Annotated in this window: 26 protein-coding genes; 13 read left to right on the forward strand and 13 right to left on the reverse strand. The window is 61.4% G+C overall.

Annotated elements, in window-relative coordinates; translation table 11 throughout:
- Nucleotides 1–10: 10 nt before the first annotated feature.
- The 5 genes from FEZ59_RS23415 to FEZ59_RS23435 form a co-directional block, all read right to left on the reverse strand.
- The gene (locus FEZ59_RS23415) at nucleotides 11–712 is read right to left on the reverse strand and encodes a GntR family transcriptional regulator (RefSeq protein WP_242459918.1); all 702 of its coding nucleotides are present in this window, start codon (nucleotides 710–712) and stop codon (nucleotides 11–13) included.
- 76 nt (nucleotides 713–788) lie between these two features.
- The gene (locus FEZ59_RS23420; RefSeq protein ID WP_019744457.1) at nucleotides 789–1322 is read right to left on the reverse strand and encodes a carboxymuconolactone decarboxylase family protein; all 534 of its coding nucleotides are present in this window, start codon (nucleotides 1320–1322) and stop codon (nucleotides 789–791) included.
- Nucleotides 1319–2125: an SDR family NAD(P)-dependent oxidoreductase gene (locus FEZ59_RS23425; RefSeq protein WP_166810654.1), complete on the reverse strand. Its 807-nt coding sequence runs from the start codon at nucleotides 2123–2125 to the stop codon at nucleotides 1319–1321. Before FEZ59_RS23425 ends, FEZ59_RS23420 begins: the two co-directional genes overlap by 4 nt.
- A 97-nt stretch (nucleotides 2126–2222) precedes the next feature.
- Nucleotides 2223–3419, reverse strand: coding sequence for an MFS transporter (locus FEZ59_RS23430; protein WP_172933284.1), 1197 nt, complete (start codon nucleotides 3417–3419; stop codon nucleotides 2223–2225).
- A gap of 9 nt (nucleotides 3420–3428) precedes the next feature.
- Nucleotides 3429–4418 carry an LLM class flavin-dependent oxidoreductase gene (locus FEZ59_RS23435; RefSeq protein WP_020906723.1) on the reverse strand — a complete coding sequence of 330 codons (990 nt, stop codon included), beginning with the start codon at nucleotides 4416–4418 and terminating at the stop codon, nucleotides 3429–3431.
- A 227-nt stretch (nucleotides 4419–4645) separates the two neighbouring features.
- Here FEZ59_RS23435 and FEZ59_RS23440 point away from each other — a divergent pair, with 227 nt between their 5' ends.
- From FEZ59_RS23440 to FEZ59_RS23455, 4 genes are read left to right on the forward strand one after another with little or no spacing between them, the layout of a single operon-like run.
- On the forward strand, nucleotides 4646–5275 hold the full coding sequence (locus FEZ59_RS23440; RefSeq protein WP_019744453.1) for a SipW-dependent-type signal peptide-containing protein: 630 nt from the start codon (nucleotides 4646–4648) through the stop codon (nucleotides 5273–5275).
- Between the two features lie 7 nt (nucleotides 5276–5282).
- A complete protein-coding gene (locus FEZ59_RS23445) occupies nucleotides 5283–5900 on the forward strand; it encodes a hypothetical protein (protein ID WP_020906724.1) in 618 nt (205 codons plus the stop codon).
- A gap of 10 nt (nucleotides 5901–5910) precedes the next feature.
- Nucleotides 5911–6519: a signal peptidase I gene (locus FEZ59_RS23450; protein ID WP_030535532.1), complete on the forward strand. Its 609-nt coding sequence runs from the start codon at nucleotides 5911–5913 to the stop codon at nucleotides 6517–6519.
- Entirely contained in the window at nucleotides 6516–7928 is a 1413-nt protein-coding gene (locus FEZ59_RS23455) for a hypothetical protein (protein WP_207105599.1), read from the forward strand. Before FEZ59_RS23450 ends, FEZ59_RS23455 begins: the two co-directional genes overlap by 4 nt.
- On the opposite strand, the gene FEZ59_RS23460 is transcribed toward FEZ59_RS23455, so the two are convergent.
- The 6 genes from FEZ59_RS23460 to urtA are packed head-to-tail and all read right to left on the reverse strand — an operon-like array spanning nucleotide 7929 to nucleotide 13447.
- Nucleotides 7929–8618, reverse strand: coding sequence for a GntR family transcriptional regulator (locus FEZ59_RS23460; RefSeq protein ID WP_020906727.1), 690 nt, complete (start codon nucleotides 8616–8618; stop codon nucleotides 7929–7931). It abuts the gene before it with no gap.
- A gap of 1 nt (nucleotide 8619) precedes the next feature.
- The gene (urtE, locus tag FEZ59_RS23465; protein WP_003941544.1) at nucleotides 8620–9312 is read right to left on the reverse strand and encodes an urea ABC transporter ATP-binding subunit UrtE; all 693 of its coding nucleotides are present in this window, start codon (nucleotides 9310–9312) and stop codon (nucleotides 8620–8622) included.
- A 3-nt stretch (nucleotides 9313–9315) separates the two neighbouring features.
- Nucleotides 9316–10152 (reverse strand): urea ABC transporter ATP-binding protein UrtD, encoded by an 837-nt coding sequence (gene urtD, locus FEZ59_RS23470; protein WP_019744448.1) that lies wholly within the window; start codon nucleotides 10150–10152, stop codon nucleotides 9316–9318.
- Nucleotides 10149–11255 carry an urea ABC transporter permease subunit UrtC gene (gene urtC / locus FEZ59_RS23475; protein WP_021333894.1) on the reverse strand — a complete coding sequence of 369 codons (1107 nt, stop codon included), beginning with the start codon at nucleotides 11253–11255 and terminating at the stop codon, nucleotides 10149–10151. The genes urtD and urtC overlap by 4 nt, the downstream gene beginning before the upstream one ends.
- On the reverse strand, nucleotides 11252–12136 hold the full coding sequence (gene urtB / locus FEZ59_RS23480; RefSeq protein ID WP_003941514.1) for an urea ABC transporter permease subunit UrtB: 885 nt from the start codon (nucleotides 12134–12136) through the stop codon (nucleotides 11252–11254). Before urtB ends, urtC begins: the two co-directional genes overlap by 4 nt.
- Before the next feature lie 54 nt (nucleotides 12137–12190).
- Nucleotides 12191–13447 (reverse strand): urea ABC transporter substrate-binding protein, encoded by a 1257-nt coding sequence (urtA, locus tag FEZ59_RS23485; RefSeq protein ID WP_019744446.1) that lies wholly within the window; start codon nucleotides 13445–13447, stop codon nucleotides 12191–12193.
- A gap of 267 nt (nucleotides 13448–13714) precedes the next feature.
- Between urtA and FEZ59_RS23490 the strand changes: the two genes are divergently transcribed.
- The 9 genes from FEZ59_RS23490 to FEZ59_RS23530 all read left to right on the forward strand — a co-directional run bounded on the left by FEZ59_RS23490 (nucleotide 13715) and on the right by FEZ59_RS23530 (nucleotide 23080).
- Nucleotides 13715–14482 (forward strand): TetR/AcrR family transcriptional regulator, encoded by a 768-nt coding sequence (locus tag FEZ59_RS23490; RefSeq protein ID WP_133728568.1) that lies wholly within the window; start codon nucleotides 13715–13717, stop codon nucleotides 14480–14482.
- Nucleotides 14483–14608: 126 nt separating this feature from the next.
- Complete coding sequence (locus FEZ59_RS23495; RefSeq protein ID WP_021343387.1) at nucleotides 14609–15793, forward strand: ABC transporter substrate-binding protein; 1185 nt, start codon at nucleotides 14609–14611, stop codon at nucleotides 15791–15793.
- A 15-nt stretch (nucleotides 15794–15808) separates the two neighbouring features.
- On the forward strand, nucleotides 15809–16684 hold the full coding sequence (locus FEZ59_RS23500; RefSeq protein WP_046378187.1) for a branched-chain amino acid ABC transporter permease: 876 nt from the start codon (nucleotides 15809–15811) through the stop codon (nucleotides 16682–16684).
- A gap of 68 nt (nucleotides 16685–16752) precedes the next feature.
- Nucleotides 16753–17712 carry a branched-chain amino acid ABC transporter permease gene (locus tag FEZ59_RS23505; protein ID WP_223257992.1) on the forward strand — a complete coding sequence of 320 codons (960 nt, stop codon included), beginning with the start codon at nucleotides 16753–16755 and terminating at the stop codon, nucleotides 17710–17712.
- Complete coding sequence (locus FEZ59_RS23510) at nucleotides 17709–18482, forward strand: ATP-binding cassette domain-containing protein (RefSeq protein ID WP_046378188.1); 774 nt, start codon at nucleotides 17709–17711, stop codon at nucleotides 18480–18482. Before FEZ59_RS23505 ends, FEZ59_RS23510 begins: the two co-directional genes overlap by 4 nt.
- A gap of 1 nt (nucleotide 18483) precedes the next feature.
- Nucleotides 18484–19188: an ATP-binding cassette domain-containing protein gene (locus FEZ59_RS23515; RefSeq protein ID WP_172933286.1), complete on the forward strand. Its 705-nt coding sequence runs from the start codon at nucleotides 18484–18486 to the stop codon at nucleotides 19186–19188.
- Nucleotides 19189–19197: 9 nt separating this feature from the next.
- The gene (locus FEZ59_RS23520) at nucleotides 19198–20838 is read left to right on the forward strand and encodes a class I adenylate-forming enzyme family protein (RefSeq protein ID WP_020906734.1); all 1641 of its coding nucleotides are present in this window, start codon (nucleotides 19198–19200) and stop codon (nucleotides 20836–20838) included.
- Between the two features lie 68 nt (nucleotides 20839–20906).
- Nucleotides 20907–21926, forward strand: a complete 1020-nt coding sequence (locus tag FEZ59_RS23525; RefSeq protein WP_020968896.1) for an alpha/beta hydrolase — start codon at nucleotides 20907–20909, stop codon at nucleotides 21924–21926.
- A 131-nt stretch (nucleotides 21927–22057) separates the two neighbouring features.
- The gene (locus tag FEZ59_RS23530; protein ID WP_172933287.1) at nucleotides 22058–23080 is read left to right on the forward strand and encodes an alpha/beta hydrolase fold domain-containing protein; all 1023 of its coding nucleotides are present in this window, start codon (nucleotides 22058–22060) and stop codon (nucleotides 23078–23080) included.
- Between the two features lie 5 nt (nucleotides 23081–23085).
- On the opposite strand, the gene ramB is transcribed toward FEZ59_RS23530, so the two are convergent.
- Nucleotides 23086–24498: an acetate metabolism transcriptional regulator RamB gene (ramB, locus tag FEZ59_RS23535; protein ID WP_019744436.1), complete on the reverse strand. Its 1413-nt coding sequence runs from the start codon at nucleotides 24496–24498 to the stop codon at nucleotides 23086–23088.
- Nucleotides 24499–24619: 121 nt separating this feature from the next.
- A complete protein-coding gene (gene fmdA / locus FEZ59_RS23540; protein ID WP_019744435.1) occupies nucleotides 24620–25879 on the reverse strand; it encodes a formamidase in 1260 nt (419 codons plus the stop codon).
- Nucleotides 25880–25937: the final 58 nt, after the last annotated feature.

The raw sequence follows: 25937 nt of genomic DNA on the forward strand, positions 1-25937 counted from the left end.
ACTGCTCCGATCAGTCCGTGATGTTGGCGAGTGAGAGCGCGGTGATCGCGCGGGTCACCCGGTCGAGGACGACGTCGAGAGACTCGCCGATGTGCTGGTGCAAAAGCGTGCGGGCCTCGGGCAGATTGCCGGCACGTAGTTCGTCGAGGATTCGAATGTGCTCCGCGATCGAGGTGTCGATGCGGCCGTTGACCATGAAGTCGTACATCCGAACGTGCCGGATACGGGAATTCACCGACAGCAGCGACGCGACCAGTTCATTGTTTCCCGACGCCCTCAGTACGGCGACGTGGAATTCCTCGTCCAGTTCGACGAACCCCGGTTCCTGAGCGGGCGGATCGAGAGCCAGGGCACGCCACCGCACCAATTCGTCGTCGAGGATTGTTCGGTCGCGCCGGATCGTCGGATCTGCGATCGCCCGGGTAATTCCTTGTAGTTCCAGAGTGATTCGGAGTTCGTACAGGTCTCGGATCCGCGGGATGCTCGGGCGCACGGCGGAGAACCCGTATTCTTCCCGGCGTAGGAGTCCATCGGCGCACAGCATCGTCAACGCTTCCCGTACTGGTGTGCGAGAAATGCCGAAACGCGTGGAGAGTTTCGGTTCCGTCAGGCGCTGATCGAACCCGATGGTCCCGTTGACCAGTTCGGTGCGTAGTTCCCGGTAGACCACCTCACGCAGTGGCTCCGGCGCCGTATTCATCCCTGTCGACATACCTGTATACGCTATTGATCAGGTGTTTCGTCCAGATGTCTTCGGGTAAGAGCTGAGTTACGGCCGCCGCGGAACTTCAGGAGAAGTCGCGCTGAACCCGCAAGGTTCCGATCGTGGTGGCCAGGCCGTCGTACTGAGTGACCAGCAAGGTGAATTCGATCAACCGACGATCGTCGAGATGCTGCGAGAGCGTTCCCCACGTGTTGTCGGTGATGTCCTTGGTGGTGACCAACTCGTCGACCGCAGTCAAGATCGCACGGTGACGCGGACTCAACTCGGAAGCGCCAGGGCCCTCGATGATTCGGGCCAGTTCTTCTGCGTCGATTCCGGCTTTGCGGCCGAGCCTGATGTGGTGATCCATCTCGTAACCGCAGTCCCGCAGGTGCGCGACCCGCAGGATGATCAGTTCGGTGTCGTGGCGAGAGATCTTGCCGCCGGGCATGAGTGAGCCGGAGTAGTGCAGCCAACCGCGGAAGAGTCCACCCGTGCGCCCCAAGGTGCTGAACAGATGCGCATCGGGTGCTCCGGCAGCCTTCGACAGGACACGCCAGATTCCCCAGTTGATCGGACCGAGGTCTTTGAATCGGCCGGGCGGGATGCGGGGGTTCATGCGACTCCACGGATGTGAGAGGGACGGAGGTCGATAGCTCGTTGCGCGATGTGGCGAACCGCAGCGCTGCGGCGGGGCGCGTGTACGCGTGACTTCCGGCCGACGATACCGCGCTCGAACGCGTCGACGGCGTCAGCGACGGTCGTGGTGCCGGCGCTGGCGAGGGTTCCGCGAGCGCCGTCGAAAGAGAGTGCGGTGGTATCGGTGTCGATGTCTCCGATATACGCGACGCCCACCTTGGTACCAAGGTGTTTCATTTCCAGGCGCAACGCGTCGCCCAACGCTTCGACACCGGCGCGCGAAGCACCGAACGGTCCGCGGAACGGGTGCTTCGCCGCGCCGTGGGCCGAGGCGACCACCAGGGCGTAACCATCTTCGTGACTGATGTGGGGACCGGCTGCGCGCAGGGTGTAGTACGTGCCCATGAGGTTGACTTCGACTGCGCGACGCATGTCTTCGACGTCTCCGCCGAGGATCGACGAGTTCGCCTCGACGCCGGCATTGGCCACGACGACGTCGATGCCTCCCAGCTTCTCGGCGATGTAGTCGACGCCGCGAGATACCTGCTCGGGGTCGGCGACATCGCACAACTGCCACGGCGCGCGGCCGCAGGAAGTGGCGACTTGCTCGAGAAGTTCCGGCTCGAGGCCGAGCAGTCCCACGGACGCGCCACGGTCGTACAGGCGTCTGGCCAGCGAAGAACCGATATTGCGGGCAGCGCCGGTGATCAGGATGCGCCGACCCGTCAGATCGTCGCCACTGCTCTTGGCCGATTCGGCCTTGCCCGCCTCGCTCTTGCCCATGTGCTGTGTCCCTACGCAGTTACCTTCTGGTCCTCCGACGCTAACACCGCCGGGTAGCTGCGACTGCAAGTACCGCCAACTCCGTCCGAACGGGTGTTCAGACCGATGCGGCTTCGAGACGCGGATGTGACGTGGAAGCCTGGGTCGACCGCAATCGGCGGAATCGGACCACGGCAACGACGGCGGCAACAGCGGCGAGGATCACCAACGGCAGTGACGGGCCCATCGTGGGTTCGATGACAACCAGTAGCACCGGCAGTCCGAATCCGAGATAGGTGCCGACGTAGAAGATCCCGGTCAAAGCGCCCCGCGAGGCCGGGGGAGCCAGCGACTCGAGGTCGAGCAGTCCCTCACGCAGACACAGTCCGTAGGCCGTACCGAGGACGAGCGCGCAGACGATGAACAACCCGAGCGCGGGGTGCGCGCCGCCGACTGCGACCAGGCAGTATCCGAGTGCCGCCAGTGCGGCGCCTGTCGTGCCGGCCTGAGGACCCCAATTGCGATGGCGCGCAGCGGTTTGAACCAGGATTCCAGCACCCAGAGTCAGCGCCGCGGCGAAACCCGGAAGGAGAGGACCTGAGTAGCGGTCCCCGAGCCTGGCCGTCATGGTCACGAAAGACACTGTTGCGCTGGCGAACACCCATGGCGCCAACGGAAGTGCCCAGAGCAGTGCGGCCTTCACACCGGTTCCCGACCGCTCTGCGCGGTCGGGAATCTGTGTGAACGTCGCAGCTTTGGTGGGAGCAGGAGTACGACTCCACACAGCTGCCGCGGCAACCGAACCCACCGACAAGACGGTCGAGACGACAAAGGGCGTAGCGAGTGGGAAGGCGGCAAATTGTGCCAACAGACCCGAAAACAGTGGTCCCAGTGCAAAACCCGAGGTGAGTACGACGCCCGCCATCACGGTTCCGGACTTGCCGCGAAGGTCAGCTGCCCACGCGGTACCGGCGCCGATTGCCAGACCGGCACCGATACCGACTACGAGGCGCCCGACCATGAGCCCGGGCGCGTCGTGCCAGAGAAGAAGAATCAAGGTTCCGAGCGAGGCTATGAGTGCTCCGGGAAGGACGACTACAGCTCGGCCGACGCGGTCCGACACTGCTCCACCGGTCAACAGGCCGGGTAGGAGTCCGAGCGCATAGATACCGAAAACACCGTCGAGCACGGTATGCGAAAGGCCCTCGTCCACCCGGAGAACCGGGATGAGCGAAGCAAAGTGGTTGGCGGCCCAACCCGTCGAAAGTAGTACGGCCAGTACCGAGATGAACCCGCGACGGGATGGATCGCCCATACCGGCAGCTTAGGCGGGCACCAGATCGCTCACGTCGGCGAGGAGTTCGAACGTGCGCAACCATGCCTCGCGGTTGGTGCCGGTCGACACCGTGATCAGCTCGTCGGCCTGCGCATGCTCGGTGAACTCGTCGAGGTACGCACGCACCTCGGCGGGCGTGCCGATGGCGCTGTACTTGGTCATTTGCAGAACCTGCTGACCGGCGGGGGAGTCGAGCAGCATGTCCGCTTCGTCGTCCGTGAATTTGCGTCCACGCCCGAGAAGAAGACTGACGCGCGAACGCTTGGCCGCGAGGAAGTCCTGCTGAGCCTGCTCATGGGTGTCGGCGGCGATGACGTTGACGCCGGCGATGACGTACGGCTCCGCCAACTGCTCCGACGGCTTGAACTCGCGTCGGTAGATTGCGACTGCGTCGCGCAGGGCGTTGGGGGCGAAGTGCGAGGCAAATGCATACGGCAGGCCGAGCATCGCGGCGAGCTTGGCGCCGAACAGTGACGATCCGAGAATGTAGAGCGGAACGTGAGTGCCCTTACCGGGAACGGCATTGATTCCGGGGACGCGCGAGGTGTCGCCGAGGTAGCCCTGAAGCTCGAGTACGTCCTGCGGGAAGCTGTCCGAAGAACTCGGGTCTCGTCGCAAAGCCTGCATCGTCTTCTGATCACTACCGGGCGCGCGGCCGAGACCGAGATCGATTCGACCGGGGTGCAAAGTCTCGAGGGTGCCGAACTGCTCGGCGATCGTCAGCGGTGCGTGGTTGGGCAGCATGATTCCACCGGCGCCGAGGCGGATTTTGCTGGTGTTCGCGGCGACGTGGCTGATCAGAACGCTGGTTGCCGAAGACGCGATGGAACCCATGTTGTGGTGCTCGGCGTACCAGATTCGCTTGTAGCCCCACTCCTCGGCACGCTGCGCCAAGGTCACGCTGGCGTCGAAGCTGTCTTTGGCGGTTTCGTCGTCCCCGATGTGGGCGAGGTCGAGGATGGAAAGTGGTACGGCCATGGAGGTGGAGCCTTTCTCAGCGAATAGAACGCAAGCGTCGTTGGAAGGTGCAACCATCTGGCCGGCTTTCCTATTTCCCCCTGGTCAACGCCCACAGATGGCGGCGAGGAGGAGAAGGCGTCAAGTCTTTGTCTCAATTTCGGTCATTTCGGATATTTCGGGTGAAAGTGGGGGCTAGATTTCCCGAATCGGAGGTTCTTTCGCATTCCAAGTGAATCGAGACCAGCATGGCCACTGATCGGAAGGCTGTAAACAAGCGCAAAGTACGTGCATTACTAGCCGGAGGACTTGTCCTCGGTATCGGCGCCGCTGTCACCTTGGCAGCGTGGACAGACAATGTTTTCGGCGACGCGCAGTTCAAGACGGGAAGTTGGAATCTCCAGGGCAGTTTCGACGGACTGACGACCTGGGGTGAGTATCAAGTCGACGCTTCCGCCGGCCACTTCCAATTCAGCACGGGATTCAACACACTCGCACCCGGAACGACGGTATATGCGCCGGTAGCGCTACGGATCGGTCCCACGGCCAGCACTTTCGGCGCGACGGTACAACTACTCGGTGCGACGGGCGGTGATGCCGATCTCAAACCCGCCCTGCGGTACTCGGTGTATCGAGGTGTCTCCTCCACGGCCTGCACGGCGGCGGGAATTGGAGCAGGCACAGCATGGGTGGGCACGACAGCTAGTCCGGTGGCCTTGACGGCAGGTTCGGGTTCGGATGTCGCCTTGCTAGGCACGGGTGTGCCGGTCGAACTGTGCTTCGCGGTCACGCTGCCCGCCGGAGTCGACCCCTCGATCGTGTCGGGCAAGGACACCGGGCGCTTGCTCTGGCAGTTCACCGGCCAGTCCACCCCCTGACGCCTGCGTGGTCACACGGCGAATGCGTCAGGTGTACGCACTGGCGGCCTCGGGACTCGTCCTGGGTATCGGTGCAACCACCGTGGCTGCCAGTTGGGTGGACAGCACGATGGGCGATGCATCGTTTCGCACCGGAACCTTCGGAATCGAGTCGAACGTCGGCGGTGGATGGTCGTCGCATGCATCCAGTGCCCCTGGCATTTTCACGTACACACCCTCGGCGCTCCTGATTCGCCCCGGTGCGTTCTCGTACGGCCCGATATCTCTTCGAACAGTGCCGGTCTCGCCGGCAGCATCCGTCACTCTGCAGGCGGCCACGGTTGCCGGCGACTCCACTCTGGCGTCGGCGCTTCGGTATCGGGTGGTCAAGTCGACGACCTGTGATGCGTCAGCCTTCTCCACGGGAACACCACAATTCGTGGTGGGAAGTGCGACGGTGTTTCCGTCGCTCTCAACTGGTTCCGCAGTCGGGGCCATCGCGCTACCCGCCGGTGGAGCGTCCCCGGGCGCCGCGGTGGCGCTGTGCTTCGAGATTTCGCTGCCCGGAACCTCGGCTAATTGGAGTAACTCGGCGTTGATCGGTAAAACGGCAACTCCCACTTGGCAGTTCAGTGCAACACCCTGAAGGAGCTGCAATGCCAACACATGCCCGGGCAACACATGCCCGGACGAAGAAGCGTTCGGTCCCCACGATCATCGGGGACTGCATCCTTCAGGTTCTCGCTGCCGGTGGGGTTGTTTGTATCGCTTTGGTGATCTGTGCCGTCGCCTTCGACATCACACTGATCATGTTCAAGACCGGATCGATGTCGCCGACCATTCCGACCGGATCTCTGGCAGTTGTACGGGAAGTACCGGCAGATTCCGTCGAGGTGGGCGACGTCGTCACCGTCGATCGGGGAGTGTCCGAACTGCCGGTGACCCACCGGGTCGTCTCCGCTCGTACCCAGGACAACGGCATCACGATTCTCGATCTCAAGGGTGATGCCAACGCTTCGGCTGATCCCGCGGTATACGAGGTCACCACGGTCCGAAAGGTGCTCTGGCACGTTCCGGGATTGGCGCGGGTGATCGTCTACTTCTCGAATCCTCTTGTTCTGGGGGCGATCACGCTGACCATGGCCGCTTTGGTGGTTGCGGTATTCTGGCCGCGCAATACCGATGACGACGATGATGCCGAATTGGCCGAACCGAAAACCGAACCCATTCAGGTTCTTCTACCGCCGGACGGCGGGAGGCAATGAAGCGTCGCCACCTGTTCTCAGTCATCGTATTGGCAGTTGCGGTTGTTCTGGGCTCCGGTTTCTCGTGTAACCCACTGTTCGGAGAGACCGAAGCGGCGTGGACAGACTCCGAATACGTGACCGGTCCGATTTCCACCGGTTCATGGACGACGAGTGGGTACGGCAGAGGCGCCGGCGGGCTCGGGTTGTCCAGTGGCGGAATCGTGATAGATCTTTTCGGCAGTTCGATGTTCGAAGGTGTCTCACAACAGAACACGATTGGAAAGGACCTGGACACAACCAATCTGGTGGTTGCAAAGCTGCTGGGTGTCAACTCGTTGTCCCGGACCGGATCGATCTCGTCGTGCGCTGCCTACTCGGTCGGGCAGCCTGCGAGCGGCCGCTGCCAGTCGGCAATTGTTTCGGATACCGATGCGACGTCGACACTCACCTCGATGACCGTGACAGTGAACTTGCTGTCCCTACTGGGGATTGATCTGGTAAGTGCGCCGATAGTCACTGTGGCATCGCCGATTACGGCAGGGGCTGCGTGCGATACCTCGAACAGGGCATCGGTATCGGCGAGTAGCCCCACGAATCAGGTGACGGTGGGATCTCGCGTCCTCACGATTCCACAGCCTGCCGAGAACGGATCGGTGACGGTGACAGGGGCGGACGCCACTGTGAACGCCGCTGGCTTGGCGACGATTCAATACACGAACATCAAGCTCGTGAGCACGCGAACGTCCACGGCAACAACGGCGCAATCGACGCTGAGCGTGAGTCTTTCGATGGCAGCTTTTGCGATTCTGGGGGCGCAGATACTGGGCACCACAAACGTGACGTTCAATCTTGTAACGGCTCAATGCGGAATTGGCACCGCGACATACCCGGTCACGCCGCTGAGCCTCCCAACCGGATTTGCTGCGCGTGCGGTCAGCCCGACGCCTACTTCGGTGAGCGAACCCCCGTCATCGACGACTTCTTCGACCACAGCAGCTGAGACCACAGCAGCTGAGACCACGGCAGCTGAGAACACGGCAGGGATGACGACCACCGCGTCTGTGCCGACACCGACAGCAATCCCGACATCGACAGCAACGCCGACATCGACAGCAACGCCGACAACGACGGCTACACCAACCACGAGTACACCGGCTCCGGCGGACCCAATCGGGACAGTAATCCAGGGGCCCGTCGGTTCGAGTATCTCCGCCTTCACCACGGATGACGGACTCACCTGCGACGTTGCGCCTGATGCGGACTACACGAGCGAAGTTGCAGTCGAATGCTCGGACGGCACAACGGGTACGGTCCCCGGTTCTGAACTCGGCCCGAAGCCAACCGCACCGGGGGAGTACCTCAGGATCCCCCTGACGAGAGACCACGTCACCGAAGTCGTCACCCTGAAGTCAGCGACACGACGCTGATCAGTTACGCACGGCATTGGCCATGGCGGCCAACGAGAGGGCCTGACGAGCACGGTCGAGGACAACCGCACGAGAGATGTCGATGTGCGATACCAGTGCCTCGTGTGCTTGCGGAATCTTGCCGTCCAGAACCAGTTCGACGACGGAGATATGTTCCTCCACGGTGGCCTTCATACGATCGGGAGTCAGGTAGTCGAACATCCTCACGGGGCGCAGCTTCGAGTTGACGGCCTGCAAGGCGTCGACCAACGCGTGGTTTCCGGACGAGGCGAGGAGCGCGATGTGGAACTCCTCGTCGAGCGTCACGAAACCGGCGTCCGGTACCGGCATCTGTTTGAGAAATGCGTACCACTTGTCGAGTTCGGAACCGAGCGCGTCTCGATCATGAGCGGGGGCCTCACCGTCGAGTACCCGACGAAGCCCGTGCACCTCGAGGAGTATGCGCAGCTCGTAGAGTCCACCCAACTCGTCGAGGTGCGGTCGGTACGGAAAGAGTCCATGTTCGTCGCGCTCGACCAGCCCGTCGGATTCCAACTTTGCGAGCGCTTCGCGCACCGGTGTTCGCGAGACACCGTAGAGATGGGCCAGGCGTTCCTCGCCCAGTCGTTCCGAGGGCGCGATCTGACCGGACATCAGATCGTTTCGGATCGACCGGTAAACCTGTTCGCGCAGCGGCGGCCGCACACTCATGTCAGATTGCCATCGCTCGACGAACCGCCTCGGTGGACGTGGTGCCGCCCTCACCGGTCGAGGTCACGTGTCCGGCCGCGAGAATGCTGTAATGCTGAGCAGATTGGAGCGCGAAACCGATGTGCTGCTCGACAAGGAGGACACCGAGATCGCCGCGCTCGGTGAGTTCCATGACGGTTCTTTCGATTTCGGCGACCACGTTGGGCTGAATGCCCTCGGTTGGTTCGTCGAGGATGAGGATCTTGGGCTCGGTGATCAAGGCGCGGGCGATGGCAAGTTGTTGTCGCTGCCCACCGGAGAGAAGTCCTGCGCGACGGTCGAGGAGTGTGGTGAGCGCGGGAAACAGATCCAATGCCTCTGCGATGAGTGCCTTTCCGCGTTTGCGCCCGTCGGCGACCACCCGAAGATTCTCGGCAGTTGTCAGTTGTCCGAACGACTGCTGACCCTGCGGTACGTAGGCAAGTCCGCGAGCGACGCGGGCGCTCGGTCGTAGTCCGGTGATGTCCTCACCGTTCAGAAGTACCTTTCCCCGCGTAGGTTTGATCAGACCGACGGCGGCGCGCAGCAAGGTGGTTTTACCCGCACCGTTGTGACCCATGACTGCCGCAACCCCGTCACTGGGAACCAGTAAGGATACGCCGTGGATTACTTCGGTGCGTCCGTAGCCGGCGCGGATGTCGACGAGCTCGAGCATGATTCAGTCCTCCGGGGTCGGTTCGGTGTCGGCGCCGAGATCGGTTCCGGCAGCGGCTGTGCCGAGATAGACCTCTTGCACCTTGGGGTCGGCTTGAACCTCCGCCACAGTTCCTTCGGCGAGTACTTTCCCAGCGGCGAGCACTGTGACGGACGTGGCGAACGATCGCATGAAGTCCATGTCGTGCTCGACCACGACGACGGTTCGTGCACCGCCGATGCGACGCAGAAGGTTTCCGGTCTCCTCGCGCTCCTCCAGGCTCATCCCAGCGACGGGCTCGTCGAGTAGTAGCACGGAACAGTTCTGCACCAACAACATTCCGATTTCGAGCCACTGTTTCTGCCCGTGCGCCAGAATGCCCGCGGGAGTGTCTCTGAGGTGCTCCAAGCCGGTTGTCTCCAGAGCCTCCTCGATCTCGGGGAGCACACCTTTGCGCCTTCGGAGCAGGTTCCACGCCGAGCGACCGGCTCCCGCCGCGATGTCGAGATTCTGCAGCACCGAGAGTTCTTCGAAGACGCTTGCCGTCTGGAAGGTTCGCCCGACGCCGAGGCGGGCGATCTTGTGAACCTTCTTGCCGAGTAGTTGCTCGCCGGACTTCGTGATCGAACCCGTCGCGGGAACGAGTCCGGTGATGGCGTCGACCAGCGTTGTCTTTCCAGCCCCGTTCGGGCCGATGAGAAACCTGAGGTCGCCCTGCATGAGGGTCAAGTCGACGCCGTCGACGGCCTTGAAACCGTCGAAGCTGACCGAAAGGTTCCGTACTTCGAGGTACTCGGACGACATTCCGGCGTTGCCGCCCAGTGCCGGTGTGGGTTCGCTGGTGGCGGTTGTGTTGGTCATGACGACACCTCCACTGGTTCGGGTTGGGAGACCTTGACCGGCGGGTCGGCCGGGGTCTCACGCTTCTTGCGGTGGCGCATCAGGGCGAACAATCCGGCCACACCTGCCGGGAAGAACCCGACCACGACGATGAACATCAACCCTTGTGCGTAGATCCATCCCGAAGGGAGTTTCTCCGAGAATGTCGACTGCGCCCAAGCGACGCCGATCGCACCGAGTACCGGACCCAGAAGCGTTGCGCGGCCACCGATCGCGACCCCGATGAGGAAGGCGATTGACGGAACGATCCCGACGTCGGCGGGGGAGATGATGCCCACGATCGGAACGAAAAGCGCACCGGCGATACCGGCGAGGAACGCCGCGGTCACGTAGGCGACCAGTTTGATGTTCGCCGGATCGTATCCGAGGAAACGTACGCGCTCCTCTTGATCGCGGACGGCGACGAGGAGTTCGCCGTATCGGGAGTTCATCAGCTGGCGAATCAGAGCGACCGATGCGAGAAGAACTCCGGCGGCGATGAAGAACAACATCTGCTTGTTCGCCGGATCGTTGAGGTTGAAACCGAAGAACGTGCGAAAGCGGTTGAGGCCGTTGCTGCCACCGATCGACTGCTGGCCGATCAAGAGGATCGCGAAAGCCGCGGCGAGTGCTTGCGAGAGGATCGCGAAGTATGCGCCCTTGACTCTCCGCTTGAACACACCGAGTCCGAGGAGAAAGGCAACAGCGGCCGGCAGGAAAAGGATGGCGAAGATCGCCACGAATGGCGAGGCGAACGGTTGCCAGTATCCCGGAAGTTCGGTCTTGCCCGCGATGGACATGAAGTCCGGTACCGCGTCGCCCTTGAGTTCGGCATCGGCGATCTTGAGGTGCATCGCCATCACGTATGCGCCGATTCCGAAGAAGACGCCCTGGCCGAGCGTGAGCATTCCGCCTCTGCCCCAAGCCAAGCCGATGCCGACAGCGACTATGGCGAAGCACAGGAATTTGGCCAACAGTGACAGCCTGAAGTCCGAGAGCACAGCCGGAGCGATGGCGAACAGCACGATCGCGGCAAGTGCAAAACCGCCCCACACCCGAATTCGGGAATTGTTCAGGATGCTCATACGAGGCTCCTCGTCTTGACTGCGAACAGGCCCTGCGGCCGAACTTGAAGGAAGACGACGATGATGACGAACACGATCACCTTCGCGATCGACGCCGTCGTCGAGTACTCGATGAACGAGTTCAAGATGCCGAGGGCGAAGGCTGCGATCACGGCTCCCTTCATCTGACCGAGACCGCCGACGACAACAACCAGGAAGGCGTCGATCAGATACGACTGGCCGATGGTCGGGCTGGTGGAACCGATGAGTGTCAACGCGACACCCGCGACGCCGGCGAGTCCGGAACCGAGGAAGAAGGTCGTGATGTCCGTACGACGAGAAGAGATTCCGCTCGTCTCGGCCAGATCGCGATTCTGCACGACGGCCCGGATGCGTCGACCCATCGACGACTGCTTCAGTGCGACCGAAAGCGCGATCACCGCTGCGATCGCCAACACCAGAATGAAGATGCGGGTTTTCGGTACCACGGCGCCGAAAATATCGACCCCGCCCGAAAGCCAGCTCGGCGCCGAAACATTGACTGCGGGCGCGCCGAAGATGTCGCGCGCCAACTGCTGAAGAATCAATCCGACGCCGAATGTCACCAACAGGGTATCGAGGGGTCGGTGGTACATCCGCGATACCAGTACCACTTCGAGCACGACACCCATCAGTCCGCCGACGACAAAACCGACGAGCAGAGAAATGATCAACGATCCCGTTGCATTCGAGATCACCTGCTGCACTACGTATGCGGTGTACGAGCCGGCCATGATGAACTCGCCGTGTGCCATGTTGATGACACCCATCTGCCCGAACGTGAGAGACAATCCCAACGCTGCCAACAGGAGAATCGATCCGATACTCAAACCCGTGAACAACTGTCCGATCACAACATCCATGACAGACGCTCCACCTCTCTACTCGTCGATTCCGTCAATTCCGCCTTTCGTCGATCAGCTGCCGAGTCCCTCGGCCCAGGGGTAGTTCTTCAGGTACGGATCCGGCTCGATCGGCTGTCCCGAATCCCAGACCGTGTAGATCAGTCCGTCGGAACGGATTTCGCCGATTCGGGCAGTCTTGGTGATGTGATGGTTGTCGCCGTCGATGGTGACGAGTCCTTCGGGTGCCTGGAAGGTCACACCGTCGGCGTTGTCCTGAATATCCTTGACCGCAAACGAGTTGGCCTTCTCGACTGTGTTCTTCCAGAGGTAGACGGAGGTGTATGCCGCTTCCATCGGATCGGACGTGGGCTTGTCCTGGCCGAACTTCGCCTTGTACGCCTCGACGAACTTCTTGTTCTCGGGGGAGTCGATGGTCTGGTAGTAGTTCCACGCCGTCAGCTGGCCTTCGACGTTCTGGACTCCGATACCGCCGACCTCTTCCTCCGCAATGGAGACGGAGACGACGGGCATGTCGGCGGGCTTCAGGCCGACATTCGAGTATTCACGGAAGAACGCGACGTTGGAATCACCGTTGAGTGTGTTGAACACGGCATCGGCGTCGGCTGTGCGGACCTTGTTCACGATGGTGGAGAAGTCGGTCGAACCCAATGGCGTGTAATCCTCGCCCTTGATCTCGATGCCGTTCGCTGCCGCGTAGGCCTTGATGATGCGGTTGGCGGTCTGCGGGAACACGTAGTCGCTGCCGACCAGATACAGCGACTTGACGCCCTTCTCCTTCAGATAATCCAGAGCCGGGATGATCTGCTGGTTGGTCGTTGCACCCGTGTAGAAGATGTTCTTCGAATCTTCCAGCCCCTCGTACTGGACCGGGTAGTAGAGCAGGGAGTTGTTGTCCTCGAACACCGGCAGCATGGCCTTGCGGCTCGAGGAAGTCCAGCCACCGAAAACTGCTGCGACGCAATCGCTGCTGATCAGTTTCTCGGCCTTCTCGGCGAACACTGTCGGCTCCGACGCGCCGTCCTCTGCCACGATCTGGATCTTCTTGCCCAGCACACCGCCGGAATCGTTGATCTCCTGCACCGCCAACGAGATGGAGTCGCGGACCGTCACTTCACTGATGGCCATGGTGCCCGAGAGTGAATTCAGAGAACCGACCTTGATCGTGTCCCCCGAGGTGTCGACGCACGACGTAGCCGTCGAATCTCCCGATGCGGTGTCTGTCGCCTTGCTTCCGCAGCCGGTGAGAACCAAGCCCAGCGCGGCGAGAGCGGCCGGCGCGGCAAGGGTGCGCTTCGAGAAGGTTCGCATGTACGGGCCTTTCGTGTCGATGGCTCTGGCAGACAATGGCTCTGACAGATCTGTATCCGGAGTGCGTATACAACGCTGTATTCGTCGAGTGCACAGAGTAGGTGGAAGTTGTTGCGGTGGAATGACTGTCGGTGACAAGTGTGTGTCCGGTGTTTCGATTGGATGTCCAGGACCTCACACCGCAGGTCAGCGAGGGTGCGGTGTTAGCATCGACGAGAAATTGATCAAGCACTCGCTTGACGATCGGAACGTCGGAAGGATCTTCTCGTGCGCTCGACCCGACGGGACGAAATACTCGCTCATGCGGCCAAGCTGTTCAGTGAGCGCGGAATCGCCGCGACGACGGTACGCGACATCGCCGACGAAGTCGGGATTCTCTCCGGCAGCCTCTACCACTACTTCGACTCCAAGGATGCGATAGCCAACGAGATCGTCGTCCGGTTTCTCGAAGACCTCAACGTCAGGTACGAAGACTCGATCGAGCCGGGAGGTTCGGCCCGAGATCGCCTGGCAACGATGGTCTCGGTGTCTTTTGCCTCGGCGGTGGATCACCCGTATGCCACGGAGGTCTATCAGGGAGAAGCCATACTTTCGTCGCAACCGGCGGACGCGCCCATCACCATCCTGGTTCAGAAGGCACACAGCTACTGGCGATCGGCTATCGCTCGCGGAATTGCCGACGCGGAGTTTCGGGAAGACATCGATCCCGAACAGTTTCACCGTCTCCTGCGTGAATCCGTCTGGTCCACCGTCGCGCAGTATCGCCCGCAGCTTTCCGAGTTGGCGGATGATCTGCAGCGCAATCTGATTTCGGTTTTCCTGGACGGCTTCGCCGCACGTTCCGTCGACGGCGAGCCGGTGGCACGCATTGCGCGGCGCACGGCGAAGAAGGAAGCGCAGACCGTATCTCCTGCCTCCGAATTTGCCGAACTCCGTTCGGACTCCCAAATGGCCGAACTCCGTTCGGACGTCGACGAATTGAAGTCCGTCATTCGCGAACTCAGCTCCTCGATCCGGCAGCTGCAGAAGCCGTAACACCGCAGTTCCTGTGCGTGTAGTTCGAATTTTGACTATCGGTGTGACCCAGTGCATACTTCTGTCCACACTCGTAAATCAAGCGCTTGTTTGATTTACCAAGCAGAGTTTGGACGGGAGATTGATGTGAGACTCGGAAAGGCGATTGCCGTCTGCGCGGCAGTGGTCCTCGGGGCGAGCGCGTGCGCATCTGCCGGTGTCATTCCCGAAGACACCATCGTCATCGGTTTGGACGAGGACTCCACCGGGCCCGGTGCGTCGTACAGCACGATCGCCGGCAAGACCGTGCGTATGACTGTCGACCTGATCAACCAGGCCGGCGGAATCAACGGCAAGCAGGTCGAATTGGTTGTCGAGAATGACGAGAGCAGTCCCACCAAGACCCCGTCGATCATTCGGAAGTTGGTCGATCACGGATCAAGTGCGGTCATCCTCGCCACCGGCAGCGGGTCGGTGCTGCAGGCCAAGTCGATTCTCCAGCAGTCGAAGATTCCCGCGATAGCTCCGGTCGTTCTCAGCGACGCCTTTGCCTCGGCGCCCGACAACGACTACTCGTTCATGATTCCGAACTCGTTGAAGCAGTACGCCCAGGTGTACTGCGGGGCTTTCGAGAAGATGGGGTACAAGTCCCTGGGAATTCTCGGTGACGCGAGTGCGTCCATCGACGGAATCATCAAGACCCTGCGGCCGGCGCTCGAGAAGTGCGCGAGAGTGACGGGCGTTGAAAAGGCGCCGGTCGATGCCGCGGACATCACCGCACAGGTCTCACGTCTCGCGGAAACCGAACCGGACGCGATTCTGGTCGCCAGTATCGGCGGGCACTTCGAAATCCTCGCGCACAACACCCTGTCGAAGATCACCCCACAGACGCAACGCTTCTCGCTCGCTTCCATCGGGAACCAGCCCGCATCTTGGGCTTTGGCGGACCCGAAGGCGTTGAGCGGCATGGTGTACATGGGCTCGCTCAGTGAGAACAACCCGAGAACCGCCGAACTGCGTCGCAAGGTGCAGGCGGTGAAGGGGCCTGATTATCAACTGACTGCCTACGACGCACAGGCGTACGACGCCGTCATGATGTTGGCCGAGGCAATCGAAATTGCCGGCGACCACCGAGATCGGACGGCCGTTCGTGATGCTCTTCAACAGGTTTCGGCACTTCCCGCCAGCTTCGGCCAGGACGGATTGACACTGTCGTTCTCCTCGCAGGATCACCTGGCTCCGGACAGCCTCTGCGGACTGGTGCTCGTCGAATTCGGTGAGGACAACAAGCCGGCCCATCCGTGGGATTCCTACCAACCCCCGTGTGGATAACCGAGGAGCCTTGACATGACAGACGCACAACTGTGGCTCGCTGCCATCGAGATCGGTGCATTCTTTTCACTTATAGCCCTCGGAATGTATCTCGTGGTGGTCGGCGCCGATTTCTTCAATTTTGCGATGGGTCCGTATGCGATGGCTGCGGCCATGGCGTCGAGTTGGGTCGCGATCAATTACGGGCTCGCTCTCTGGATTGCCATGCCGCTAGGGATCGCGGTAGCGGTGGCGCTGTCGATCCTGACGGAAAAGCTTGTGGTCAAACAGGTTCAGAAGCGATCGGGTCGTGGGGAACTACCGGCGTTGGTGGCTGTGACCGCAGTACTGTTCGGGATCCAGCAGCTCGCCGGCACTGTCTTCGGCCGCACACCACTTCCCGGGCAGAAGATCTTCGACTTCGATCCGATATCGGTGCTCGGTGCCACCGTCGACAGTTCGACCGTTGTACTCGTCGTCGGAACTGCCGGGATCTTCGTCGGTATCGGACTGTGGCTGAACCGGTCCACCTCGGGCCGTCTGCTTCGCGCCGTCGGCGACAGTCCGGATGCCGCCCGCGTCCTGGGCTTGCCGGTGGATCGGGTACGCCTCATCGCGTTCACCCTCGCGGGTGTGATTGCCGCCGTCGCCGGACTTCTGTTCGCTCCCAAGGCCGGTGTTCAGTTCACGAGCGGTCTGTCATGGACGCTGACGGCATTCATCGCACTCGTCATCGGTGGTACCGGCCGGAGTTGGGCTCCGCTGATCGGCGGAATGGTGTTGGGCGTCGTCCAGGTATTCGCCCCGTACTACTTCGGTGCGAGTGCTGCTCAAACCGCGATTCTGTTGATTGCCCTGGTGTTCTTCGCTTTCCGTCCGGAAGGCTTGCTCTCGAGGAAGGTTCGCGTCTGATGGCCTCGCTTTCTACCAGTCCGCTGACGTCAAATCCGCCCGCTACATCCGGCGGTCCCCGGACGAGGATGCTCGCCGTGTCACGAGAAGCGCTGATCACCGTGGTCGTGGTTGCTGCCGTGCTGCTGTGGATGGGGCCGAGTCTGTACCGGCAGGATCTGGTGTTCCTCGCTGCGACGTATTCGCTGATCGCACTCGGCATGTACGTGCCATTCGTGCTCGCGGGATCACTGTCGATGGCGTACAGCGCGTATGCGGCGATCGGCGCGTATGCCGTTGCGCTGATCTCGGTTCGGACCGGGTTGTCGATGTGGTGGGGATGGATTCTCGGCGCCCTCGCCGCTGCAGCGGTTGCAGTACTTCTCAGCTTGGCAACGCAGAAACTCTCCGGCTTCTACCTTGCCGCGGTGACCTTGTTGTTCGGTATCGCTTTCGAGCACTGGTTGATCGACGGACCGAGTTTCACCGGCGGATCGGCCGGGATCTCGGGTGTCGAGACTGTGACGATGTTCGGCTGGGAGCCACCGCGCTACGCATTGGTCGTGTTCGCGATCTTGTTCGTGTGTCTGATCGCGGTCGCTGTCGATCGACTCCGGAAATCGGTGTGGGGGCTGATGTTGCAAGCTGCCCGCGACAATCGTAATGTCGCACGGTCTTCCGGCGTCAATCCTGCGCACCTGACCGTCGTGGCGCTGGCGATCGGTGCCGCGATCGCGTCGACCGGCGGATCGCTTTTCACCGTGTCGGTGCAAGCTGTCACTCCTGAAACCTTCACTCTCAGTATTGTTTTCCTTGCAATCTTCATGCCGATCATCGGCGGTCGCGGTTCGGCGTGGGGTGCTCCGCTCGGTGCATTGATCGTGGTGATCGTGACGCTGAACATGCCCGGGTACCAGGGAAGTGGCGAACTCCTGCTTGCCGGAGCCGTCCTGGTGATCCTCATCGTCGCGCCTGGTGGGGTGATCGGGTGGAGTCAGAACGTTCTGGGTCGAATGAACCGTCTGTACAAGGAGCGTGGCAATCGATGACTCGGCTACTCGAAGTGAGCGGGCTCCACAAGTCCTACGGCGGCGTCCGCGCTGTCGACGATGTCTCGTTCAGCGTCGGACCGGGAGAGGTGATCGGACTGGTCGGCCCGAACGGGGCAGGCAAGACCACACTGGTGGACTGCATCTTCGGCACACAGCAAGCAGATTCCGGAACCGTCGCGCTCGCGGGTGCTGCCTTGACCGGGCCGTCGGAGCGCCGTGCACGGCAAGGGCTCTCGCGCACGTTTCAACATCCGCAGCTCGCGGCGGAACTCGACGCCGTCGACAACATCATCCCGGGACTGTACGGGCACAAGATCACCTCACCTCTGCACTCGCTGTGGTGGGCGATCAAAGGACCTTTCGAGAACTGGGACCGGACAGCACAGCGGGCCCGGGAGATTGCTGCGCGATACTCGGTCACCGACGTCGAGAGTGCTTGCGGGGATCTCAGTTTGGGGGCGCAGCGTCTGGTCGAGGTGGCGCGGGCGATGGCGACCGAACCCGATGTTCTCCTGTTGGACGAACCGTTTGCCGGCGCGGATCACGACGGCATCGCTGCCATCTCCGGTGCCGTGCGATCGATTGCCGCGCAGGGCAAAGGAGTAGTCCTGGTCGATCACAACGTCGATCTCATCGCGGCGCTCGCCACCAAGATCGTGCTGCTCAATTTCGGATCAGTGGCGTTCTACGGACCACCGCAGGAGTGCTTGGCCAGCGACGCGATGCGAGAAGTCTATTTCGGTTCCGAATACGAGGAAGGCGCCTGACATGCTCGAACTCGACAGAGTCACAGTTCGATACGGATCCGCTGTCGCCGTCCGGGAAGTCTCCCTTGTCGCCCCCGCCGGTGAAGTGACAGCGATCGTCGGGCCGAACGGTGCGGGCAAGACCAGCTTGGCGGGATCCATCTACGGCTCGGTTCCCGCCACCGGGACAATCAAATTCGATGGTCGAGAGATCCAGAAATTATCGGCACTGGATCGTGTCCGCAGCGGATTTGCCTACGTACCCCAAGGCAGGCAACTGTTCATGCGAATGTCCGTTCGCGAGAACCTACGCGTCGGCGCAGACCTGCTGGGATTGAAAGCCGAAGCCGTGGAAACAGCTTTCGAGAGGTTCCCGATCCTGCGTGAACGCTCCGAGAGTTATGCCGGGGTCCTCAGCGGTGGTGAGCAGCAGATGTTGGTTCTGGGGCGGGCCCTTCTGGAAACCCCGAAGGTGTTGCTCCTCGACGAGATGATGACAGGACTGGCACCGAAAATCGTCGCGGAGCTGCGAGCGCTGGTCGGGGGTCTGGCCGCCGAGGGTGTGACCGTCATCGTGACGGAACCGGCACTTACTGCACTGAACTCGGTTGTCGACCGCGGATATGTCATGCAGCGCGGCGAACTCGTCCGCGAATGCGATTCCGCAGCGACACTGGACAACGCGTACAAACAATCGATGGGCGTACTCAGCGCCGACGGGAGATGATCGACGATCATGCTTGAAACGAAGACACTCGACTTCACCGTCGGTGAATTCGCCACGAATCCGGACCGGTTCGCCGGCGTCAGCATCAGCGAAATGGTCAGGCATTGGTCTGAGACCATCCCGGACGAAACCGCCTTCGTCACTCCGGAATCGAGGGTGTCGTGGAAACAGTACGACGCGGCTGCCGATGCGATCGCGTCGGCGCTGGATCTAGCTGGTGAGGGATACGGACATGTAGCCGTGTTGCTCCCCGACACCGCTGTATTCCATGCGGCTCTCTGCGCAGCATTTCGTACCGGCCGCGTCGCCGTCGGAATCGGTTCGCGCTCGGGCATTCGCGAGATCTCTCATCTGATCGCCCGCTCGGAAGCCTCCGTACTCGTCACCACTCGCACGCTGCGCGGCGTCGATACCGCCGAACTCGTGGCGAGTCTGCGGGCAGAGCATCCCGGACTGGACGTCGTCTTCGCCGACGAACGCGCCGACGTGAGTTTCGAACGCGTGAGTGCAAACGGCGAACTCACCTCGTTGCCGGTCGAGCTAAAGCAGTTCCCCGCAACCAGTCCGTGTTTTGTCACGTCAGCCGTTTCGATGCTGAACTCGACGTCCGGCACAACGGGCCTACCCAAACTGGTCACACAAACCGAGGATCGTTGGGTTGGTTTCTCCGAGATTGCCGCCGAGGCGGCGGCGATCGGTCCGGATGAGGTGTTCCTCGGCGCGGTTCCGGCACCTTTCGGATTCGGCCTCTGGACTTCGCATTTCCTGCCGGCGCTACTCGGTGCTCGCAATGTCGTCATGGAACGCTTCGACGTTTCGGTGATGATCGAGTTGATCGAGCGCGAACGGGTGACTGCTTTGAATTGTGTGAGTACACAATTCAAGATGCTGTTGCGTTCGGAGGCCGCGGAATCGGCCGATCTCTCGTCACTTCGTTTCATGTTCACCGGTGGTGAAGCCGTGCCGTATTCGGAGGCACTGGCCTTCGAACAACGTACCGGAGCGGCTGTCCTGCAGTTCTACGGATCAAACGAAACCGGCGCCGTCTCGGTGACGACGGTTTCGGACGGTTCCGATACCCGACTGAAGACGTGCGGCCACGTCATCGATCGCATGCAAGTTCGTGTATTCGACGATGCGGCAAAGGAAGTGACCGGCTCCGTCCGTCGCGGTCAGCCTGCGGTCAACGGCCCGCTGATGTGCCAGGGTTATTGGGGCGACGTCGATGCAAACGACGAGTTGTACACCGACGACGGTTGGATGCTTCTCGGCGACATCGTCGAGATCGACGAGACCGGGCGGGTGCGTGTGGTCGGGCGCAAAGCCGACATCATCATTCGAGGCGGCAAGAACATTTCCGCGGTCGAGGTCGAGGAGTACGTGCGCGCGCATCCTTCGGTGGAACTGGTCGCCGTGGTCGGAGTCGACGATCCGCTGTTCGGTGAGAAGGTCTGTGCGGTCGTCGTGTCCGCCGATGACGATCTGAGTTCGGTGGACCTGACCGCCTGGCTGCAGAGCCGAGGAGTGACCCGCGAGTACATACCTGAGTACGTGATGACGGTCGCCGAATTGCCGATGGCGGCAGGCGGCAAAGTAGCCAAGGGCGAAGTCAAGGCACTCGCGCAGCGGCGGATCGCTGAACTCGGCTGATCGCGCCTGACAGTACCGGCGTCGCGTTACGCTGATCCGGACATTTTGCCGAGAGTGAAGGAAACCCGATGACGAACCCTTCACCGCATCGGTGGCGCAGGCGCTTGCTGTGGGCTCTGGCAATTGTGTTCGTTCTGGTCGGAGCCGTGGTTCTGGCCTTCGTTCTGAGCCCGAGACCTGGCGCACTCACCGTACGATGGGTCTTCGATCGTGATGCCGTGAAAGTCACCGAGGCGCTCGAGAAGCACGCGCCCGAAGGCGTCGACTCGATCAAGGACCAGCAGTACCGCGCCGAAGACGACGACGCATACCTGGATGTCTACTTTCCCGCAGCGACGACGACCGCATTGCCTACGGTGATCTGGACTCATGGCGGTGCCTGGATCTCGGGAAGCAAGTCCAACTACGCGCCGTACTACGAGTTGCTGGCCTCTCGTGGCTACACCGTTGTGTCCCTGGACTACTCACTCGGACCTGAGCACCACTATCCGACAGCGGTGCGGCAGCTCAACGACGCTCACGCGTACGTCGTCGCGAATGCGGAACGGCTGCATGTTGATCCGACGACGGTCGTTCTCGCCGGTGATTCTGCGGGAGCGCAACTCTCGAGTCAGCTCGCCACTCTCGTCACTGATCCCGCGTATGCGAACCGTGTGGGCGTGGTCCCGTCGCTGCGGCCGGATCAGTTACGTGGAGTAATCCTGAACTGTGGAATCTACGACGTCGGGAACATGGTCGGCGGACCCGGCATCATCGGTTGGGGGGTTGATCGGTCCCTCTGGGCGTATACCGGCGTGCGTGACTTCATGAGTACCGACGCAGCGGATCAGATGTCGACCTTGAACTACGTCAGCGCTCAATTTCCGCCTGCCTACATCAGCGGCGGCAACGCGGATCCTTTGACAGATTCTCAGTCGAAACCGTTGGCTGACAAATTGACGGGGTTGGGAGTTGCGGTCGACACACTGTTCTATCCGGCCGATCACGTTCCGGCGCTCGGTCACGAGTATCAGTTCGATCTGGACAATGCCGACGGTCTCACTGCCCTCGATCGCACGGTTCAGTTTCTCGACGCACACACCCGCTAGTTGTCGGATGATGCTGAGACGCTGAAGAAATGGTCATTTCAGACAAAGCGCCGCGGGTGTGTTGCCGGGGAATTCTCGACTAGTCCTTTTGGTCTAGCCTGGGTGAATCCGATCCGACCCCAGGAGTTGTTGTGCGCGCGTCTTCCCCCGACAGACGGCGAAGGCGCATTGGCGGAATCGCGGCGGTATTCGTCGTCATTCTGCTGTCCGGGGTAACCGCGGCAATCGTCAGTCCGTGGCCAGGAGTTCTCCTCGTACGGTGGATGTCAGCGGGTGGCTCCGAAGCGACTCACGCACAACTCGACAGGCATGCACCGTCAGGAATCGTCTCGATTCTCGATCAGTCGTACCGCGACGGCGACGACGATGCACAACTGGACGTTTACTACCCGTCGGTGTCCTCTTCGGCGCTACCCACGGTGGTCTGGGTGCACGGGGGTGGCTGGATATCAGGATCGAGAACTGATGCCGACGGTTACTACAAACTGTTGGCAAATCAAGGCTTCACAGTGATTTCGGTGGACTACTCACTGGGACCAGATGCGTATTACCCCACCGCAGTGAATCAACTGAACGACGCGTATCGATTTATCGTGAGCAATGCGGACAGGTTGCATGTCGATTCGAACAATCTCTTTCTTGCGGGAGATTCGGCAGGCGCGCAGTTGTCCAGTCAGTTGGCGACGGTCATGACCAGCCCTGACTACGCGTCGGAAATGGGTGTGGAGCCGGCATTACGTCCCGAGCAGATACGCGGAGTTGTCCTCGACTGTGGGGTCTTCGATCTGAAACCCCTGCTGTCGCAGGGGAAGTACTTCGGTTGGGGCGTCGACAAGCAGTCGCTGTGGGGGTATCTCGGAACGAGGGACTTCGACGGGTCGACTGCAGTGGGTCAGATGTCGACACTGGGCCATGTGACCTCGGACTTTCCAGCGACGTTCATCACCGGCGGAAATGTCGACCCACTGACCGCCAGCCAGTCGAAACCCATGGCAGAACGGCTCGCCGATCTGGGCGTCGAAGTAGACGCACTGTTCTACCCCGACGATCACGAGCCTGCGCTGGACCACGAATATCAGTTCGACCTCGATACCGTGGACGGGATGATCGCGTTCGATCGCACAGTCGCGTTCCTACGCAACTACGTGCGTTAGCGCGGTCAGCGAATCACGTAAGGCGAAATCGAACTCCGGTGCTCGCTGATGTCGAGGTCTTTACCCAACGGCGGGAAGGCACGCTGCGGACAGTTGAGGCGTTCGCAGACACGGCAGCCCGAGCCGATCGGCGTTCCCGGATTCGACTCGTCCAGATCCAGACCGTCGCTGTAGACGAGTCGGTGGGCGTGTCGAATCTCGCATCCCAATCCGATGGCGAAGATCTTTGCGGGCTGTCCGTATCGAGCCGCTCGACGTTCGACCGTGCGAGCAACCCAGAGGTATCGGCGGCCGTCGGGCATCTGTGCGATCTGGGGCATGATCTTGCCCGGATACGAGAACGTCTCGTAGACGTTCCACAGCGGGCACGTACCGCCGCTGGTGGAGAAGTGGAATCCGGTGGCGGACTGACGCTTCGACATGTTTCCGGCACGGTCGACACGGACGAACATGAACGGAACCCCGCGAAGTTTGGGGCGCTGCAGAGTCGAGAGGCGGTGGCAGATCGTCTCGTAGCTCGCGGAATAGAAGGCGGACATGCGCTCGATGTCGTACCGGAAGTCCTCGGCGACGTCGTGGAACTGGCTGTAGGGGAGCACGGTGGCCGCCGCGAAGTAGTTGGCCAATCCAAGTCGCGCCAAAGAGACCGACGCTTCGCTGGTGAAGTTGCCTTCGGCCACCAACGAGTCGAGCAGATCGCCGTGCTCGAGGTACGCGAGTTCTGTCGCGAACTTGAAGACCTGTTGCCCGCCGGAGAGCCGTGCGGAGATTTCCAGGACCCTGGTATCCGGGTCGTAACGATGAAGTATGTTCTCGCCCAGGTCGACTCGTCGAACGATCTGCACGCCGTGGACGGTTTCGAGGCGTCTGGCGATCTCGCCGGCGACGTCGCCGCGATGAAAGCGCATCCGGGCAGTCAGTTCTTCGGCCGCGGTGTCGAGATCGTGAATGTAGTTCTGCCGCTGATAGAAGTAGTCGCGCACTTCCTCGTGCGGCATGGTGATCGAACCGCTGCCGCTGCCGTCCGAGAAGCGGTCTTCCGTCGCTGCGGCGAGTTGCGCCGTCGTGTTGCGGAAGCGGCGATGCATGTTGACCATCGCCTTGGCCAGGCCCGGGTGCGTGGAGACCATCTCCGCGATTTCGTGGGCGTCGGCGTCGATGCCCATCTCCTGATCGAGGGCAACTTCACGCATTTCCGCGATCAGGCGCGTGTCGTCCTGTGGGGAGAAGAAGGTGGTGTCGACACCGAAGACCTCACTGATTCGCAGGAGGACCGGCACGGTGAGTGGCCGGACGTCGTGCTCGATCTGATTGAGATAGCTTGCCGAGATCTCCAGCGTCTTGGCCAGCGAAGCCTGACTCAACCCGCGCTCGGTCCGCAGTTGGCGGAGCCGGACACCGACAAAGGTTTTCGACATTTTCCCAGGATACGAGTGACAGTCCGGCTTCGCAAAGGTGGGTTTGCAGAATTCGCACCGGTACCCCCTGTGAGTGGTTAAGGAGTCCTCACACTCCTCAACCACTCACGGGGCCGGAGGCCTAGACCCTGTTCTCCGAACGCGGAGCGCCGATTCCGGGATCGATCTGGAACGGTCCGCTCGACGAGGGTGCGAGGGGGAAGTCGAAGATCGCAGTCGGGAGATACACCGTCGAACACGAGTTGGGGATATCCACGACGCCAGACAGGCGGCCCTCGATCGGTGCCGCACCCAGCAGCAGGTACGCCTGCTCCGGCGCGTACCCGAACTTGGTCAGGTACTCGATCGCATGCAGGCACGCACGCTGGTAGGACAGATGTGAATCCAGGTACTTCTGTTCGCCGTCCAACGTGACGGAAGTGCCCGAGAACGCAAGCCACTCGGAATACTGCGGATCCGTGTTGCCCGGCATGAAGATGGCGTTCTCGGAAACGCCGTAGGTATCCATTCCGCCCTTGATGATGTCCACACGAAGATCGATGAAGCCGCCCATCTCGATGGCACCGCAGAAAGTGATCTCACCGTCGCCCTGGGAGAAGTGAAGATCGCCGACCGACAGATTCGCACCGTCCACGAACACCGGATAGAAGATTCGGCTGCCCTTGGTGAGGTTCTTGATGTCCTGGTTTCCGCCGTTCTCACGCGGGGGAGCGGTGCGAGCCGCCTCGCCGGCTACGCGTGTGTACTCGTCACCGGTCAAGGTTCCCAGTACTGCATCGCGGGGCTCGGGCGGAAGTGCAAGCGGGGGAACCCGATTGGGATCGGTGGCAATGAGGGCGCCCTCGCGGGCATTCCACTTGGCGAGCAAGGCTGCCGACGGAGCCGTGCCCATGAGTCCCGGGTGGACGATGCCCGTGAACGAGACGTGCGGAATGTGACGCGACGTCGCCGTTTGGCCGGAGAAATCCCAGACGGCTTTGTACGCGTCGGGGAACTGTTCGGTGAGGAAGCCGCCGCCGTTGTTCCGAGGGAAGATGCCCGTGTACCCCCAGCCTTGGCCGGCCAACGGACCCGAATCTTCTTGGGGGATAGGCCCGATATCCAAGATGTCGACGATCAGGAGGTCGCCGGGCTTCGCGCCTTCGACGGAAAAGGGGCCGGACAGCGTGTGGACCGTGGTCAGTGGTGCATTGAGAATGTCGTCGGCCGAGTCGTCGTTGTGTATTGCGCCGTCGAACCATTCGCGGCAATGGACACGAAACGCATCACCGGGTTTCACCGTCACCGCCGCCGGGATGTCCGGGTGCCACCGATTGTGGCCGACGATCGCCTGGTCGGTGAATTTCTTGGCGGAATCGAGTGGAAACAGCAGTTCAGGCATATGCACTCCTCATTCTCGAAGAAACGGAAAACTCGTGGCGGCAGGACTTTCGGGTCGG

The sequence above is a fragment of the Rhodococcus sp. MS13 genome (genome assembly GCF_013277835.1).
Lineage (GTDB): Bacteria > Actinomycetota > Actinomycetes > Mycobacteriales > Mycobacteriaceae > Rhodococcus_F > Rhodococcus_F erythropolis.